Source organism: Actinoplanes sp. NPDC051537 (assembly GCF_055586105.1).
Window position 1 is genome coordinate 153942 of sequence record NZ_JBVJIU010000017.1, and the last position, 14745, is coordinate 168686.

Annotated in this window: 15 protein-coding genes and 1 pseudogene; 10 read left to right on the forward strand and 6 right to left on the reverse strand. The window is 71.3% G+C overall.

Translation table 11 applies throughout. The features are described from left to right. Positions 1-268 precede the first annotated feature (268 nt). Complete coding sequence (locus ACZ6TB_RS35890) at positions 269-1651, reverse strand: MDR family MFS transporter (RefSeq protein ID WP_465562194.1); 1383 nt, start codon at positions 1649-1651, stop codon at positions 269-271. Positions 1652-1738: 87 nt separating this feature from the next. Here ACZ6TB_RS35890 and ACZ6TB_RS35895 point away from each other — a divergent pair, with 87 nt between their 5' ends. Continuing rightward, a complete protein-coding gene (locus ACZ6TB_RS35895; RefSeq protein WP_465562373.1) occupies positions 1739-2329 on the forward strand; it encodes a TetR/AcrR family transcriptional regulator in 591 nt (196 codons plus the stop codon). A gap of 18 nt (positions 2330-2347) precedes the next feature. Here ACZ6TB_RS35895 and ACZ6TB_RS35900 read toward each other — a convergent pair whose 3' ends face one another. Continuing rightward, the gene (locus ACZ6TB_RS35900; protein ID WP_465562196.1) at positions 2348-3121 is read right to left on the reverse strand and encodes an N-formylglutamate amidohydrolase; all 774 of its coding nucleotides are present in this window, start codon (positions 3119-3121) and stop codon (positions 2348-2350) included. Positions 3122-3148: 27 nt separating this feature from the next. Beyond that, complete coding sequence (gene glnII, locus ACZ6TB_RS35905; RefSeq protein WP_465562198.1) at positions 3149-4156, reverse strand: glutamine synthetase; 1008 nt, start codon at positions 4154-4156, stop codon at positions 3149-3151. A gap of 219 nt (positions 4157-4375) precedes the next feature. Here glnII and ACZ6TB_RS35910 point away from each other — a divergent pair, with 219 nt between their 5' ends. Both ACZ6TB_RS35910 and ACZ6TB_RS35915 read left to right on the forward strand, forming a co-directional pair. Next, positions 4376-5845: an APC family permease gene (locus ACZ6TB_RS35910; RefSeq protein ID WP_465562375.1), complete on the forward strand. Its 1470-nt coding sequence runs from the start codon at positions 4376-4378 to the stop codon at positions 5843-5845. After that, on the forward strand, positions 5842-6270 hold the full coding sequence (locus ACZ6TB_RS35915; RefSeq protein ID WP_465562200.1) for a hypothetical protein: 429 nt from the start codon (positions 5842-5844) through the stop codon (positions 6268-6270). The genes ACZ6TB_RS35910 and ACZ6TB_RS35915 overlap by 4 nt, the downstream gene beginning before the upstream one ends. Before the next feature lie 45 nt (positions 6271-6315). Here the strand turns inward: ACZ6TB_RS35915 and ACZ6TB_RS35920 are convergent, their stop codons facing one another. Continuing rightward, positions 6316-6864: an Rv1733c family protein gene (locus ACZ6TB_RS35920; RefSeq protein WP_465562201.1), complete on the reverse strand. Its 549-nt coding sequence runs from the start codon at positions 6862-6864 to the stop codon at positions 6316-6318. A 9-nt stretch (positions 6865-6873) separates the two neighbouring features. Next, entirely contained in the window at positions 6874-7266 is a 393-nt protein-coding gene (locus ACZ6TB_RS35925) for a hypothetical protein (RefSeq protein ID WP_465562203.1), read from the reverse strand. 121 nt (positions 7267-7387) lie between these two features. Between ACZ6TB_RS35925 and ACZ6TB_RS35930 the strand changes: the two genes are divergently transcribed. The 5 genes and pseudogenes from ACZ6TB_RS35930 to ACZ6TB_RS35950 form a co-directional block, all read left to right on the forward strand. Further along, on the forward strand, positions 7388-7921 hold the full coding sequence (locus ACZ6TB_RS35930) for a hypothetical protein (RefSeq protein WP_465562205.1): 534 nt from the start codon (positions 7388-7390) through the stop codon (positions 7919-7921). After that, entirely contained in the window at positions 7918-8406 is a 489-nt protein-coding gene (locus ACZ6TB_RS35935; protein WP_465562207.1) for a hypothetical protein, read from the forward strand. Before ACZ6TB_RS35930 ends, ACZ6TB_RS35935 begins: the two co-directional genes overlap by 4 nt. 62 nt (positions 8407-8468) lie before the next feature. Continuing rightward, positions 8469-9593 carry a carboxylate-amine ligase gene (locus ACZ6TB_RS35940; protein ID WP_465562209.1) on the forward strand — a complete coding sequence of 375 codons (1125 nt, stop codon included), beginning with the start codon at positions 8469-8471 and terminating at the stop codon, positions 9591-9593. Positions 9594-9740: 147 nt separating this feature from the next. Beyond that, positions 9741-12434: a winged helix-turn-helix domain-containing protein gene (locus ACZ6TB_RS35945; RefSeq protein WP_465562211.1), complete on the forward strand. Its 2694-nt coding sequence runs from the start codon at positions 9741-9743 to the stop codon at positions 12432-12434. A 19-nt stretch (positions 12435-12453) separates the two neighbouring features. After that, positions 12454-13221, forward strand: a pseudogene (locus tag ACZ6TB_RS35950) (YhjD/YihY/BrkB family envelope integrity protein); the annotation flags it as partial. A 66-nt stretch (positions 13222-13287) separates the two neighbouring features. On the opposite strand, the gene ACZ6TB_RS35955 reads toward ACZ6TB_RS35950, so the two are convergent. Continuing rightward, positions 13288-13815 (reverse strand): DUF7144 family membrane protein, encoded by a 528-nt coding sequence (locus tag ACZ6TB_RS35955; protein WP_465562213.1) that lies wholly within the window; start codon positions 13813-13815, stop codon positions 13288-13290. Here ACZ6TB_RS35955 and ACZ6TB_RS35960 point away from each other — a divergent pair. Together ACZ6TB_RS35960 and ACZ6TB_RS35965 are read left to right on the forward strand one after the other, a co-directional pair. Continuing rightward, positions 13814-14293, forward strand: coding sequence for a DUF6069 family protein (locus tag ACZ6TB_RS35960; RefSeq protein ID WP_465562215.1), 480 nt, complete (start codon positions 13814-13816; stop codon positions 14291-14293). The genes ACZ6TB_RS35955 and ACZ6TB_RS35960 overlap by 2 nt on opposite strands. Positions 14294-14316: 23 nt before the next feature. Beyond that, positions 14317-14745 carry a DUF7144 family membrane protein gene (locus ACZ6TB_RS35965; RefSeq protein WP_465562217.1) on the forward strand — a complete coding sequence of 143 codons (429 nt, stop codon included), beginning with the start codon at positions 14317-14319 and terminating at the stop codon, positions 14743-14745.

Here is a 14745-nt window from a genome sequence, read left to right on the forward strand (position 1 = left end):
GTTGACAGGCTGGCCGTGTGAGCCCGCCCTCCAGGCGTAGCCGGCCTGGACCGGACCGAAGGGAGCCTTCGTGGTAGTTGAAGGGTCCCTTGAGGTCTTTCACAGATTCGGCATCCGAGGCTTCAACTTGGAAACCGAATCCGGCCGTCTGGCCGTAGCTGCCCCTCGACCAGTCGATTGTTCCTTCGAGGTCCGGGAGCTGGGCGCCGGTGGCGGAAAAGGCCCATCCCGTTCTGTCGCCGTGAATGCAGACCTCACCGCCGAGCGGTCACCGCGGAGCGGCCGACGGCAACCGGAACGCCAGGAACAACGCCGCGACCGTGAAGCCGATCGACCACCAAAAACTGACCTCGAAGGCAGACCCGACCGGGTGCGAGGCAACCGAACGGGAGAGGATCACGGCAAGCACAGCGGTGCCGAAGGAGCCGCCTATCTGCTGGGCCACGCGGGTGATGATGCTGGCGTGCGGCACCGACGGCTTGTCCAGGCCCACGTACGCCGAGGTCATCACGGGCACGGTCACGGCGCCCAGGCCGACGCCGCGGACGGTCAAGGATGCGACCAGCCACCAGCGGCTCGTGTGGGCGTCGGCCAGGGCGAACGGGACCGTCGCCACGGCCACGACCACCAGGCCGACGAAGGTCACCCAGCGGGCGCCGATGCGGTCGGTCAGGGAACCGGCCAGGCTGCGGCTCGCCAGGACGCCTACGCCCTGGGCGGCGATCAGCAGGCCGGCGGCGAAGGCGGACGCGCCGCGCACCTGCTGGAAGTAGAGCGGCACCAGCAGCATGCCGCCGTAGAGGGCGAAACCGCTGAGGAACAGCAACGCGCTCGCGGCCGAGAACGAACCGATGCGGAACAGGCGTACGTCGACCAGGGCCGTCCCGCCCTGCCGCCAGGCTCGGGCGGTGAACGCCGCCAGGAAAGCCACGCCCGCGACGAGCGGGACGAGCACGGCGGGGCGGCCGAAGCCGTCCGCGGCGCGGGACAAGGCGTAGACCACGGCCGCGATGCCGGGCGTGATCAGGGCGAGGCCGGCCACGTCGAGGCGGCCGCGGCGGGTGCCGGGGAGTGCGGGCATGAAACGCCAGGCGAGCAGCAGGCCGGCGACACAGAACGGGACGTTGACCCAGAAGATCCAGCGCCACGACAGGTGGGAGACGATCAGGCCGCCGATGAACGGGCCGAGCACCGGGCCGACCACGATCGGCATCGAGATCAGGGCCACCGCGCGGCCCAGCATCTGGCCGCCGGCCGCCTGCACCAGCAGGGTCGTCATCACCGGCAGCATCAGGCCGCCGCCGACGCCCTGCACGATCCGGCACGCGATCAGCGTGGGCGCGCCGGCGGCCAGCGACGCGCCGATCGAGCCGGCCAGGAAGATGGCCAGCGCGACCATCCAGACGCGCTTGCCGCCCCAGCGGTCCATCAGCCAGCCGGTCACCGGCACGGAGACGCCCAGCGCGAGCAGATAGCCGGTCGTCACCCACTGGACGGTCTCGACGCCGACCCCGAGCGAGCGGCCGAGCGTGTCCAGGGCGACGTTGACGATCGTGGTGTCGAAGACGACGGCGAGAACGCCGACGAGCATCACCAGGGCGAGGCGTACGAGCGCCGGGTCGAGGCGCTGACGAGCAGTGGTCGTGGTCATGACCTACCCCCGAGGTTAAGATACAGGTCTGTATCTAGGACTACCCTGACGAGGACGAAACGTCAATAAGATACGGTGGTGCATCTAATGGCGGGCGAGACGCGGCGGCGCGGGGCCGAGCTCGAGGCGGCGTTGCTCGAGGCGGCGTGGCGCGAGCTCACCGAGGTCGGGTACGCGCGCTTCACCGTCGAGGGCGTGGCGGCGCGGGCGGGCACGAGCCGCCCGGTCATCTACCGCCGCTGGCCGCAGCGCTCCGACCTGGCGATCGCCGCGATCCGGCACTTCAGCCGCAACGAGATCGTCGGGGTGCCGGACACCGGAACCTTCCGGGACGACCTGATCACCCTGCTGCACGACGTCGCGAAGCGGCGGACCGAGCTGGTGGCGCTGTTCAGCGTGCAGATGGGCGAGTACTTCGCCGAGACCGGCACGACCCCGGCCGAGCTGCGCGAGGAGTTCCTGGCGGCCCGGGCGCAACCGTTCGGCTTCGAGGTCGTGATCGCGCGGGGCATCGAGCGCGGCGAGATCGACCCGGACCGGCTCACCCCGCGCATCCGGGCGCTCCCCGGCGACCTGCTGCGGCACGACCTGCTGATGACCATGCGGCCGGCCTCCGAGGAGTCGATCCGCGAGATCGTCGACGAGATCCTGCTGCCCCTGATCCGGAAAGCGAGTTGATCAGGGAAGTCGAATTGATCAGGAAATCGAGTTGATCAGCCGGGACAACGCGGCCGCCACGTGCGGCAGGCCGGCGCCGGGAGGGCCGCCGGGCTCGGTCATGTACTGGTCCCGGCGAATCTCGATCATCAGCGACTCCACGCGCGCATCCCGCTCGTAGAAGTCCAGCGGCACGTAACAGCCGGAGAACGGCGTGTCCCGGCCCGAGGAAGGGAACGCCGCCTCGGCGGCGGAGATCAACGAGCCGGGCGTGTGGTAACTGTCGGTGCCGAGGCACACGGGCGGGCGGGGGTCGTTCCCATGCAGCTCGTACGGGAGGGCAGCCGTCGCGTAGGAGTGAACATCCACGATGATCGCCCGCCCGGTCGTCGCGAGCCGGTCGGCGACCAGCTCGGCAAGGGCCGCCGCGTAGGGCACCTGGTGCGCACGGAGCAGCTCAGAATCCCGTACGGGATCATCTTCTCGAAGCCGGCGCCCCGCGAAGCCGTGGGTGTAGACGGCGCCCATGCCCACCGCCCGCATCTCTTCCCGCTCGTCGGGAAAGCGCTCGGGGTCGACGACCAGGCGTGACCACCGGTTGGCGAAGATCCAGGGCCGGGTCGCCGCCCGGGAAGCCGCCTCCGACGCGATCGACGCCGTGTGCGCGTCGGTGAGGTGATCGAGCTCCTCGGCCAGCGCCGCGTCGTCGATCAGCAGCCCCTGGCGAGCCGAGTCCGAAATGTCCCGGGAGCCGTGCGGGACGTGCAGGATCACGGGCGACGACGGGGCGCCGGGCGAGACTTCGAAGATCATCGCCCGGCAGCCTACGTCAAGCGGGGATCAGACCAGCGCCGAGCAGCAGGTGTTGATGATCAGGCGGGTGGTGACGTACGGGTCGCAGTTCGCGTTCGGGCGACGGTCCTCGATGTAACCCTTGCCGTCCCGCTCCACCTGCCACGGGATGCGCACCGACGCGCCGCGGTCGGAGACGCCGTAGCTGTACTCGCTCCACGGCGCCGTCTCGTGCATGCCGGTGAGGCGGTGCTCGATGCCCGCGCCGTAGCCCGCGATGTGCTCCGCGACCTTGCCCTCGCCGCCGAGCGCCTCACAGGCCGTGATGATCGCCTTGTAGTTCTCGCGCATCGCATTGGTGGAGAAGTTGGTGTGCGCGCCGGCGCCGTTCCAGTCCCCCTTGACCGGCTTGGGGTCGAGGGTGGCCGAGACGTTGTAGTCCTCGGCGATGCGGTAGAGCAGCCAGCGGGCCACCCACAGCTCGTCGGCGACCTGCGGCGCGGCGACCGGGCCGATCTGGAACTCCCACTGGCCGGGCATGACCTCGGCGTTGATGCCCGAGAGGTGCAGGCCGGCCTCGAGGCACAGGTCCATGTGCGCCTCGACGATCGCCCGGCCGAAGACCTCGTCCGAGCCGACGCCGCAGTAGTAGCCGCCCTGCGCGGCCGGGTAGCCGCCGCCGACCGGGAAGCCGAGCGGGCGGCCGTCCTTGAAGAACGTGTACTCCTGCTCGATGCCGAAGATCGGCTCCTGGTCGGCGAACTTGTCGGCCGTCTCGACGCAGGCGGCCCGCGTGTTGGTCGGGTGCGGCGTGCCGTCGATCAGCAGCACCTCGCACATGACCAGGACGTTCTTGCCGCCGCGAATCGGGTCGGGACAGCTGAAGACCGGCTTGAGCACGCAGTCGGACTTGTCGCCGGGCGCCTGGTTGGTGCTGGAGCCGTCGAAGCCCCAGATCGGCAGCTCGGCGCCGTCGTCGACGACCTTCGTCTTCGAGCGCAGCTTGGCGGTGGGCTGGGTGCCGTCCACCCAGATGTATTCGGCCTTGAACGGCATGCGTCACTCCGGTGTTCGAAAACCTATGGATGCCGGACGGCGCTGGCGCGGCGGGACGATCGTATCCAGTCGACGACCGTCGATCGACGCTCACTCTCCGTGTTAACACACTCGAAACAGAGTGCTTTAGCCCGCCAGGGATGAGGTCGATCGGTCCGACCGACGCTGATGATTCGAATCTCGGGGAGTCCTTATTCGAAAGGATCCAGCGTGAGCGCCATGGACGTGCCCGCACGGCGGGCCCCAGCCGCGGCGTCGGCAGCACCCGCCGCCGCTAAACCCAAAGCAATCCACTACATCTCCTGGATCGCGCTGGCTCTGATGACCACCAGTTCGGTGGCGAGCCTCCGCGCCGCGCCGACCATGGCCGTGTACGGCCTGGCCTGCATCTTCCTGTACATCGTGCCGGCCATCGTGTTCCTGCTGCCGACCTCGCTGGTCTCGGCGGAGCTCGCCTCGGGCTGGAGCGGCGGCGTCTACAACTGGGTGAGCCAGGGACTGTCGAAGCCGATGGGCTTCCTCGCGGTCTGGTGCCAGTTCGCGATGACGATCTTCTACTACCCGAGCCTGCTCGGCTTCGTGGCGAGCACGCTCGCGTACGTCATCAACCCCGAACTGGCCTCGAACGGCCTCTGGACCGCGATCGTGATCATGGTTTGCTACTGGGCCGGCGTGTGGGTGTCGTCCCGCGGTACGGGATCGGTGGCCGGGCTCGCCAGCGGCGGCCTGATCATCGGAACCCTGATCCCGGGCGTCGTGCTGGTCGTGCTCGGCACGGTCTTCCTCGGCCAGGGCAACGAGTCGGCGGCGCCGATGACCGCCTCGCACCTGCTGCCGGCCTGGGCCGGGCTGTCGAGCCTGGTGCTGATCGTCAACAACTTCCTGTCGTACTCCGGCATGGAGATGAACGCCGTGCACGTCGGCTCGCTGCGGAACCCCGGCAAGGAGTTCCCGAGGTCGATGTTCATGGCCATGGGCCTCGTGCTGCTCATCTTCATCCTGCCGGCGCTGGCGATCAGCTGGGTGGTCCCGGCCGACCAGCTGTCGCTGACCGCGGGCGTGATGCAGGCCTTCGACGCCATGTTCGCCCAGTTCGGCTCCCAGTGGCTGACCCCGATCGTCGGCATCATGCTGGTCGCGGCCTCGCTCGGCGGCATGCTCACCTGGCTGGCCGGCCCGTCCAAGGGCCTGCTGCTGATCTCGCGCCAGGAGGGCTACCTGCCGCCGTTCCTGCAGAAGCTCAACAAGCACGGCGTGCAGCAGAACATCCTGGTCACGCAGGGCCTGGTCACCACCGTGATCGCGCTCGGCTACGCGTTCATCCCGGACGTGTCCAGTGTGTACTGGATCTTCTCGGTGATCACCACGCAGGTGTACCTCATCGTCTACCTGCTGATGTTCGTGGCCGCCGTGCGGCTGCGCCGGAGCCAGCCCGACCACCCGCGCGGCTACAAGGCGCCGATGCTGGTCGGCCTGTGCGGCGTCGGCTTCGCGGCCTCGCTGGCGGCGCTGCTGATCGGCTTCGTGCCGCCCTCGCAGTTCGGCGGCGGCAGCCCGGCCGTCTACATCGTGATCGTGGCCGCCGGCGCGCTCGGCCTCGGTCTGCTGGTGCCGTTCCTGTTCTACCGGTCGCGCAAGCCGTCCTGGAAGACGGAGAGCGCGGACGAGGCGGAGGTGGCGCAGTCATGATGGATCGCAGGCAGGAGCGGCGGGTCACCTACATCGTCCTCGGGGTGATGTTCGTGGGCGCGATGATCGTGTTCGGGTCGATCTACGACACCAACAAGAAGAACGACGCGGCGGTCGACAAGGCGAACCAGCTCTCGGCCGAGCTGGCGTCGGCGGGTCTGCCGGTGCCGTCCGCCCAGCAGATCTACAACGTGCTCGGCGACGACGGCGGCGCGGTCTGCCACGCGCCGGCCAACGCGCTGGTCAAGAGCATCCTCTACGGCCAGCTGACGAACGGCGCGGCCGGGCCGGGACAGCGGCCGATCATCGCGGACAACAAGATGGTTCAGGGCATCGGCCTCATCATCAAGGTGTACTGCCCGGACCAGGCCGCGGACTTCCAGCAGGTGGTCGACGACCTGAAGACCGCCGACGTAGCCACCTGACGTTCGATGGGGAGGAGGGCCGGCGTTTCACAACGCCGGCCTCCTTCATCGGTACTTCGACCAGCGGGGACCGACGTCGAGCCACTCGGCGCCCCAGGACCGCATCCGGCGGCGATCCAGCGCCCGCCGGCCGAGCAGCCACACGGCGCCGAGCCCGGCCGCCACCACCCCGGCCGTGGCCACCCCGGCCTCGGCCGCCTGCGTCGCCGGGCGCCGGCGCGGCGGGGCCGCGACCACGGCGCCGGTCTCGTCGACCCAGATCGGCACCCACGTGCCGGCCGGGTCGGTCTCGAGCGCGGCCACCGTGCCGGTGCGCATGCCGCCCGCCGGCGTCTTCCAGCGGGCCCGCGCGGCCGGCGAGCGGCCGGCCGGCTTCTCCAGCAGCGTCGCCCACACCTGGAAGCGGTGCTCCCGCTCCCAGGCGCCGACCCGTGCCTGCTCCCGGTAGGTGTTACGGCCGGTGTACTGCGCCAGCAGGCCGCCGACCACCAGCAGCGCGATGAGCAGCACGGCGTTCAGCCATGCCTCCAGACGATCCGTCCGGCGGCGGAGCGGGTTGCGGTCCCAGCCCAGCCGCCGCAGCAGCCCGCGCATCGCCGCCGCTCAGCAGGTGCTCTGCAGGGCGTCGCCGAGGTCGCGCACGCTGGCCTCGAAGGCGTTCAGCGCCGAGCGGACGGCGCCCTTGTTGGTGTCGCTGGGGGTGGCCTGCCAGGCCACGATGCTCGCCCGCAGCAGGTCCAGGTTCTGGCGGATCTGGCCGGCCTGGCTCGCCCATTGCCCCTGGGCGTCGGTGACCAGCTGCTGCACGTCGGTCCGGAGCTGGGTGAGGTTGGTCCGCAACTGGGCGAGGCCGTTCTCGGCCACATTGGTGTCGCGCACGTGCTGTGCCGAGTTCTGCACGGTCGCCAGGCTGTCGCACAGCGCGGGCGACGCGCTGTCACCGCACCCGGCCAGGGGCAGGGCGGCCAGGGCGCCCGCCGTGATGATCGCTGCCATTCGTCGCATAAGAAAGGAGGATCGTCGGCGATGCCGGTCCGGACGTCACCCCGGCCGGATGAGGCGCTCTTTTGCCGTACGGCGACAGGCTTTCCCTGTCGCCGCTGAAGGGAGCGCACCCATGTCCATCGGACCCGTCCAGCTCATCGTGCTGGGCTTTTCGCACCCGAACTTTCACGGTGAGGTCATCGCCGAGCTCGAGCGGCTCCGGCAGACCGACGCGATCCGGGTGATCGACGCGCTCGCCGTCTACAAGGACGCCAAGGGCGAGATCGAGGTCGAGCACCTCAGCAACCTGACCACCGACGAGGCCGTCGAGCTCGGCAGCAAGGTCGGCGCCCTGGTCGGCCTCGGCATCGAGGGCGAGGAGGGCCTCGAGGCGGGCGCGGCACTCGGCGCGGCCGCGGCCGCGGACGGCATCGAGGTGTTCGACGACGAGACCGCGTGGGACGTCCTCGACGAGATCCCCGACGACAGCGCCGCCGCGCTGCTGCTGATCGAGCACCACTGGGCGGTGCCCCTGCGCGACGCCATCGCCCGGGCCGGCGGGTTCCGCCTCGCCGACAACTTCATCAGCCCGCTCGACCTGGTCGGCATCGGGCTGGTGACCGCCGAGGAGGCGGCCCGGCTCGACGAGCTCGAGCGCGCGTCATGACGACGTTCCTGATCGTGCAGGCCGCCCGCATGCGCGACGTGGTGGTCGGGGCGGTCTACACCGCCGAGGACGCCGCCGAGCTGCTGGTATCCGGCGTGCGGTTCTCGGCGACCCGGCCGTTCACCGGCGCCACGACGACCCTGCAGCGGCGCATGACCGAGATGGCCGAGCGCGGCGCGATCGAGCGGGAGAAGGCCCAGAAGCGGGCGGCCGCGGCCCTCGACGCGGCGCTGGTCACGGTCGCCACCTCGGCGATCGTGGACAAGGTCGTCGACGCCCAGCTCGACCGGGTGCTGCGGCCGCTGGTGAGCGGGATCCTCGACGACGTGCTGACGCTGCTGGAGAAGGAGCCGGACCGGATCCAGTCGCTCGTGCGCGGCCAGCGGGACACCATGGTCGACGAGCTGGTCGGCCGGATCCGCAGCGGCGCCGCCGCCGGCGACGTCGCGGTCGACCGCGTCACCGACAAGGTCCTGCGCAGATAAAGATCGAATCACCCCCGGCGGATGAGGCAGTCCGCGCCGAACCGGTCGCACGCTGCTCGGACGTGCAGCGTGCGAGCGAGGGGGACGCGATGCTCACGATGGGGGTCGAGGAGGAGTTTCTGCTTCTGGGACGGGACGGCGCCGTGGTGCCCTCGGCACCGTACGTCGCCCGGCTCGCCCGGGCCGGCGACCAGGTCAAGCCGGAATTTCTCGCCTATCAACTGGAGACCACGACCGCGGTGTGCACCGGGCTCGACCAGCTCCGGCGGGAGCTGACCGGGCTGCGGCGGCGAGCCGGGGACGCCGCCCGGCGGGCCGGCGTCAACCTGGTGTCGGTGGGTGCGCCGCCGTTCGCGGCCGGCCCGCTGGGTGCGGTCACCGACGAGACGCGCTACCGCGACCTGGCCGGGCGCTTCCCCGGTGCGGTCGTGGCCGGCAGCTCCTGCGCCTGCCACGTGCACGTCGGGGTGCCCGACCGCGACCTCGCGGTCGAGGTGCTCGCCCGGATCCGGCCGTGGCTGCCGGCGCTGCTGGCGCTCACGGTCAACTCGCCGTTCGCCGGCGATCGGGACACCGGCTGGGCCAGCTACCGGTTCCACCTGCAGCAACGCTGGCCGACGTTCCGGCCGCCGGGCGCGTGGGCGGGCGCCGCGCGGTACGACCGGGTGGTGCGCCAGCTGATCGGGACGGGCGCCGCGCTCGACGACGGCGCCATCTTCTTCCTGGCCCGGCTGTCCGCGCGCTACCCGACCGTCGAGGTGCGGGTGGCCGACGCGTGCCTCAGCGCCGACGACACGGTGTTCTTCGCGGCGGTGGTACGCGCCCTGGTCGCCACGCTGATCGAGGACTCGCGGCGCAACCTCACCACGCTGCCGATGCCGACCGGCATCGTCGACGCGCACCTGATGACGGCCGCGCACGGCCAGGTCCGGATCCGGCGCGGGCGCCGGCCCGACGGCTCGTCGCCGGCCGCCGAGGGCGCGGTGGCGCGGCTGATGGCCAAGGTCAGCCCGGCGCTGGCGGCGTGGGGCGAGGCCGAGGAGGTCTTCGATCACCTCGACCGGATGCGGCAGGAGGGCACCGGCGCCGACCGTCAGCGGCGGGCCTGGGCGAAGACCGGAACGCCAGAGGGTTTCGTCGATTTTCTCGCGAACGCGACAGTCGCCGTCGCGAACGCACACAAATAGAAACTTGTCAACTCAAACGCCGATGGTCGCCTTCGCGTAGTGAGAGGGTTACTCAGCGCTTAATCCGATTCGGACGATGCGGGGGACCTCTCCCCCGTTCAAGGATGATCCAGTCGTTCGACATCCGTGCCTGCGGAGGGAGCAGTAGTGACAGCTGAACTCGTCGTGCCGGCACAGAACTCTACACCGGAGGCGGCCCCGGCCACCGGCGGCGATCCGTTGCTGCAATCGAAGTTCGCCGTGCCCGAGCCGCCCAGCTTCCTGGTCGCCCGGCCCCGGCTCACCGAACGTCTGGCCCGCGGGGTCCGCGAGCCGGTCACCCTGGTCGTCGGGCCGGCCGGCGCCGGAAAGACCCAGCTGGTCGCGGCCTGGGCCGACGAGGGAACGCCCGGCTACCCGATCGGCTGGATCACCATCGAGGAGGAGGACGGGCAGTCCGACGCCTTCTGGGCCTACATCCTCGAGGCGCTGCGCCGGGCCGGCGTGCCGGTCGCGGCCGGCCTCACGGCCCCGCACAGCACGGCCGCGGCCGACCGGTCCTTCCTCGTCCGCCTGGCCGCCGCGCTGGCCGAGCAGGCCACCCCCACCGTGCTCGTGCTCGACGGCGTCTCCAACCTGACCGGCCAGCAGTGGGCCACCGACCTCGAGTTCGTCCTGCGCCACGCCGGCCGGATGCTGCGCCTGGTGCTGGTCGGCCGCTGGGACCCGCCGCTGCCGCTGCACCGCTACCGGCTCGCCGGCCGGCTCGAGGAGATCCGCAGCGAGGACCTGGCGTTCACCGCCGCCGAGGCCTCGGAGCTGCTCAGCCTGCACCGGGTCCCGCTCAGCCACGACGCGATGGAACAGCTGCTCCAGCACACCGAGGGCTGGGCCGCCGGCCTGCGGCTGTTCGCGATGGCCCTCGAGGACAGTGGCGACGCCGAGTCGCTGGTCGCCACCATCACCGGCAACGAGGCCACCATCGCCGAGTACTTCGTCGACGAGGTGCTGCGCATCCAGCCATCCCACGTGCGCACGTTCCTGCTGGAGACGAGCATCCTCGACGTCTTCACCCCGGAGCTGGCCGAGGCCGTCACCGGGCGCGCCGACGCCCGCTGGATGCTCACCGCCCTCTGCCGGCAGAACGCGTTCGTGCAACCGGCCGGGGACGGGCTCACCGCGTACCGCTGCCACCGCCTCTTCGCCGAGCTCCTGCAGGCCCAGCTCAGCCGGACCGCGCCCGAGCGCATCGCCGAGCTGCACCGCCGGGCGGCCACCTGGTTCGCCGGGAACGGCCAGATCAACGAGGCGGTCGGGCACGCCGTCGCCGCGTCCGACTGGCCGCTGGCCGCGTCGGTCGTGGTCGAAGACTACGCGGTCGGGCGGCTGCTGCTCGACGGTCGCACCGGGCGGCTCGGCGAGCAGCTCGCGGCGATCCCCGCCGATCTGGACTGTGCCGACGGAGCGGTGGTCGCGGCCGCGCTGGCCCTGGCCATCCGGGACGTCGACACCTGCGCGGCCCAGCTCGAGCGGGCCGAGGAACTCATGATCAGTCACCAGGCCGGGTACACCCCGGCGCTGGCGCTGACCCATCTGATCACCGACGTCGTGCTGGCCCGCCAGCGCGACGACGTCGAGACCGTGCTGCACACCGCGGCGGCGGCCGAGGAGCTGCTCGCGCAGGTGCCCGCCGGGCGGCTGGACCGCCACGGCGAGCTGCGCGTGCTGGTGCTCGGGGCCAAGGGCGACGCGCAGAGCCGTACGGGCGCGGTCGACGCGGCCTCCGTGACGCTCACCGAGGTCGCCAACGCGGCCATCGGGTCCTGCGAGAACGTCCGGATCGACGCGCTGGCCCACCTGGCGCTCATCGAGTCGCACCGCGGCCGGCTGCGACACGCCGAGAAGCTGGCCGACCAGGCGACCGAGCTGGCCGACCGGATGGGCCTGGGCACGGCGAGCCGGCCGCTGGCCGCCGAGCTGGCGCTGGCCTGGGTGGCGATGGAGCGCTACGACATCGACACCGCGGGCCGGCATCTGCGGGCGGCCGACCCGCGCCGGATCCGCCCGGCCGACGGCATGATCCACGCGGCGTTCGCGCTGATCCGTTCCCGCCGCCTCCAGGCGCGCGGCGAGCTGCGCAGCGCGCTGACCGCGCTCAACGACGCCGGGCACGTACCGGGCGGCCTGGCCGCGCCGTCCTGGCTCGCCCGCCAGGTCGCGCTCGCCCGGGCCCGGCTGCAGATCACCATGGGCCGCTCGGACGAGGCGATCGAGACGGTCGACCGGCTCGGCGACCCCGAGGCCGACGACGCGACCGTGGTGCGGGCGGCGGCGCTGGCCGCCGCCGGCGACGCCCGCCGGGCGAAGGAGCTGGTCGAGCCGGTGGCCGGGACGGCAGGGGTGGCCGTCCCGGTGAGCCTCGAGGCGTGGCTCGTGCTGGCCACGGTCGCGGCCCGCCGCGGCGAGGTCGACGAGGCGCGTGGCGCGCTGCGCCAGGCGCTGCGCGCGGCCCTGCCCGAGTCCCAGCGCCGGGCGGTCCAGCAGGTCTGGGCCGATCTGCGCCGGGTGCTGCGCGACGACGACGAGCTGGCCGCGCAGTACCGGCAGCTCCAGGGCGCCCCGCACGCCGACCGGCCGGCGGCCTTGCGGCCGGAAGCCGTCGTGGTCGTCGAGCCGCTCAGCAAGAGGGAGATGGAGGTGCTGGAGGGCATGGCCGCGATGCTGCCGACCGAGGAGATCGCCGCTTCCCTCTACGTCTCGGTCAACACCGTCAAGACGCACGTCCGCAGCATTCTGCGCAAGCTGTCGGCGTCCCGGCGCAACGAGGCCGTCCGGCGGGCTCGTTCGCTCGGCCTCATCTGACGAGGGTCCGGGGTCCGAGATGGACGCGGAGCGCGGGCTGGCCAACCTACCCGGGTGGCTACGCCCGCGCGCCGCGCTGGTGCTGGCGTCCTGGTTCGGCAAACTCCTGCTGCGCTGCGTCAGCGGGCTGCTCGAGGTGCAGATCTTCGACCGGGCGATGACCCTGGCCGCGCAGGCGTTCACCTCGATCTTCCCCCTGCTGATCATGTTCGGGGCACTGCTCGGCGCGAAGTACACCACCGAGCTGGCCGACGCGCTGGACATGCCCGAGTCGTCCCGCCGGCTGCTCAGCCAGGCCTTCGACGAGCAGGGCTTCAGCTCGTTCGGGCTGTTGAGCGCCTTGATCGTGATCCTCTCGGCGACCGGGCTGGCGCGGGCGCTGGTGCGCTCGTACACGGCCGTCTGGGGCATCGGCAAGGTGCGCTCGAGCGCCGCGGCGGCCGCCCGCTGGGTGCTGGTCGTCGTGATGCTCGCCGTGTTCGTGGTGGCCAGCCGGCTGCCCCTGGGAGTCGCCGGACCGCCGACCCTGTTCGTGGCCGACGCGGCGCTGACCATTCTGCTGCCCGTGCTGCTGCTGGGCGGCGCGGTGCCGGCCCGCAAGCTGGTGCCCGGCGGCCTCGTGTACGCGCTGGTCATGATGGCCGTCCGGCCGGCCGGCGAGCTCTATCTGCCCCGGGCCCTGAGCAGCAGCAACGCGCACTACGGCACGATCGGGCTGGCGTTCACGTACATCGGATGGCTCTATGTCATCTCGTTCTGCCTGCTGGCGAGCGCCGTGATCGGCCACGTCCTCGCCGAGGATCTCAGCCTGATCGGCAAGGTGATCCGCGGCGAGGCCGGCCTGAAGTCGCTGTCAGTGCTGGTAAGCCCGCGTCAGCTCGCCGCCGTGCGCCACCGTCGCGTAGAGCACGATGGCGCTGAGCGCGATCGCGACGACCGACCAGATCGGATAAACCGCGACGTACGCGAAATTGATCACCAGGGCGACGCAGCCGAGGACGACCGCGAGCAGCCGGGCCCAGACCTGGCCGAGCATCAGCCCGCCGCCGACCACCATGAGCACGATCCCGAGCACGAGGTGGATCCAGCCCAGGGCGGTCAGGCTGACGCCGAGCAGCAGGTCGGACCGGCTGCCCTCGAGGGCCTCGGGCCGGATGAGCGCGAGCGACCCGATCGTCAGGTGCGCCCCACCCAGGAGCACCAGCATTAGACCGCCGAACAGGATCCACGCGACCCAGCCGGTGGCCTCGTCACTGCGATGTGTCGACACCGTTCCTCCCCCATCAGATGTGGCTCCAGCCTCGCCCGCGGGAGCGTGCGGACGCGTCATCTGCCCGGGATGAGGCGCCCGGCGTGGCCCCCCGCCGATGCTCGGGAGCATGTCCAACGTCTATCGACCGCCGACACCACCACAACCCGTGCTCAACGCCGGCCGTCTCTGGGCCGGTGGCGCCGCCACGGCCGTGGTCGCCGCCCTGATCGCCGTGGTCGGCATCCTGATCGGCCGCGGCATCTTCGACGTCGAGGTCCTGGCGCCCAAGGGCAACGGCGTCTGGGGCGACGCCAGCACGGTCTGGTACGCGTTCGGCGCCGCGCTCGCGGCCCTGGTCGCGACCGGCCTGGTCCAGGTCCTCATCCTCACCACCCCCAAGCCGATGCGCTTCTTCGGCTGGGTCGTCGGCCTGGCCACGGTGGCGGCCATGCTGATGCCGTTCGTGACCGACGAGAGCCGCGGCTCGCGGTTCTACACGGCCGGGCTGAACCTGGTGCTCGGCCTGGCCATCGGCACCCTCGTGGCGGGCGTCGCCAAGAGCGCGCTGCGTCCCCCCGTCATCCGGCCGAACCCGCAGTACCACTAGGCCGCAGTACCACTAGGAGAGTCATGGCACAGCATGCGGCCGGTCGCGGCCTCACCAAGTGGATCGGGTGGATCCTGTTCCTCGGCATCGTCATGATGATCAGCGGGCTGATCAGCCTCATCCAGGGGCTCGTGGCGCTCGTCGACGACGACTTCTACCTGGTAGCGGCGGAGAAGCTGGCGATCGACGTCAACTACTCGGTCTGGGGCTGGACCCTCATCGCCTTCGGCGCGCTGCTCATCGGCGCCGGCTACGCCGTGATGTTCGGCTACCTCTGGGCCCGGTTCGTGTCGATGGTCATCGTCTTCCTGCACGCGATGATCAACCTGACGTTCCTGGCGGCGTACCCGATCTGGTCGATCCTCTCGATCGCCCTCGATCTCATCGCCCTGTACGCGCTGGCCGTCCACGGCGCCGAGGGCAAGCAGCTGCGGCGCACGGAGAAGCCCTGA

Bases quoted from the DNA above. Each gene is read 5' to 3' on its own strand.
- ACZ6TB_RS35890 (WP_465562194.1), bottom strand. From the start codon at position 1,651: ATGACCACGACCACTGCTCGTCAGCGCCTCGACCCGGCGCTCGTACGC.
- ACZ6TB_RS35895 (WP_465562373.1), top strand. From the start codon at position 1,739: ATGGCGGGCGAGACGCGGCGGCGCGGGGCCGAGCTCGAGGCGGCGTTG.
- ACZ6TB_RS35900 (WP_465562196.1), bottom strand. From the start codon at position 3,121: ATGATCTTCGAAGTCTCGCCCGGCGCCCCGTCGTCGCCCGTGATCCTG.
- glnII (WP_465562198.1), bottom strand. From the start codon at position 4,156: ATGCCGTTCAAGGCCGAATACATCTGGGTGGACGGCACCCAGCCCACC.
- ACZ6TB_RS35910 (WP_465562375.1), top strand. From the start codon at position 4,376: ATGGACGTGCCCGCACGGCGGGCCCCAGCCGCGGCGTCGGCAGCACCC.
- ACZ6TB_RS35915 (WP_465562200.1), top strand. From the start codon at position 5,842: ATGATGGATCGCAGGCAGGAGCGGCGGGTCACCTACATCGTCCTCGGG.
- ACZ6TB_RS35920 (WP_465562201.1), bottom strand. From the start codon at position 6,864: ATGCGCGGGCTGCTGCGGCGGCTGGGCTGGGACCGCAACCCGCTCCGC.
- ACZ6TB_RS35925 (WP_465562203.1), bottom strand. From the start codon at position 7,266: ATGGCAGCGATCATCACGGCGGGCGCCCTGGCCGCCCTGCCCCTGGCC.
- ACZ6TB_RS35930 (WP_465562205.1), top strand. From the start codon at position 7,388: ATGTCCATCGGACCCGTCCAGCTCATCGTGCTGGGCTTTTCGCACCCG.
- ACZ6TB_RS35935 (WP_465562207.1), top strand. From the start codon at position 7,918: ATGACGACGTTCCTGATCGTGCAGGCCGCCCGCATGCGCGACGTGGTG.
- ACZ6TB_RS35960 (WP_465562215.1), top strand. From the start codon at position 13,814: ATGTCCAACGTCTATCGACCGCCGACACCACCACAACCCGTGCTCAAC.
- ACZ6TB_RS35955 (WP_465562213.1), bottom strand. From the start codon at position 13,815: ATGCTCCCGAGCATCGGCGGGGGGCCACGCCGGGCGCCTCATCCCGGG.
- ACZ6TB_RS35965 (WP_465562217.1), top strand. From the start codon at position 14,317: ATGGCACAGCATGCGGCCGGTCGCGGCCTCACCAAGTGGATCGGGTGG.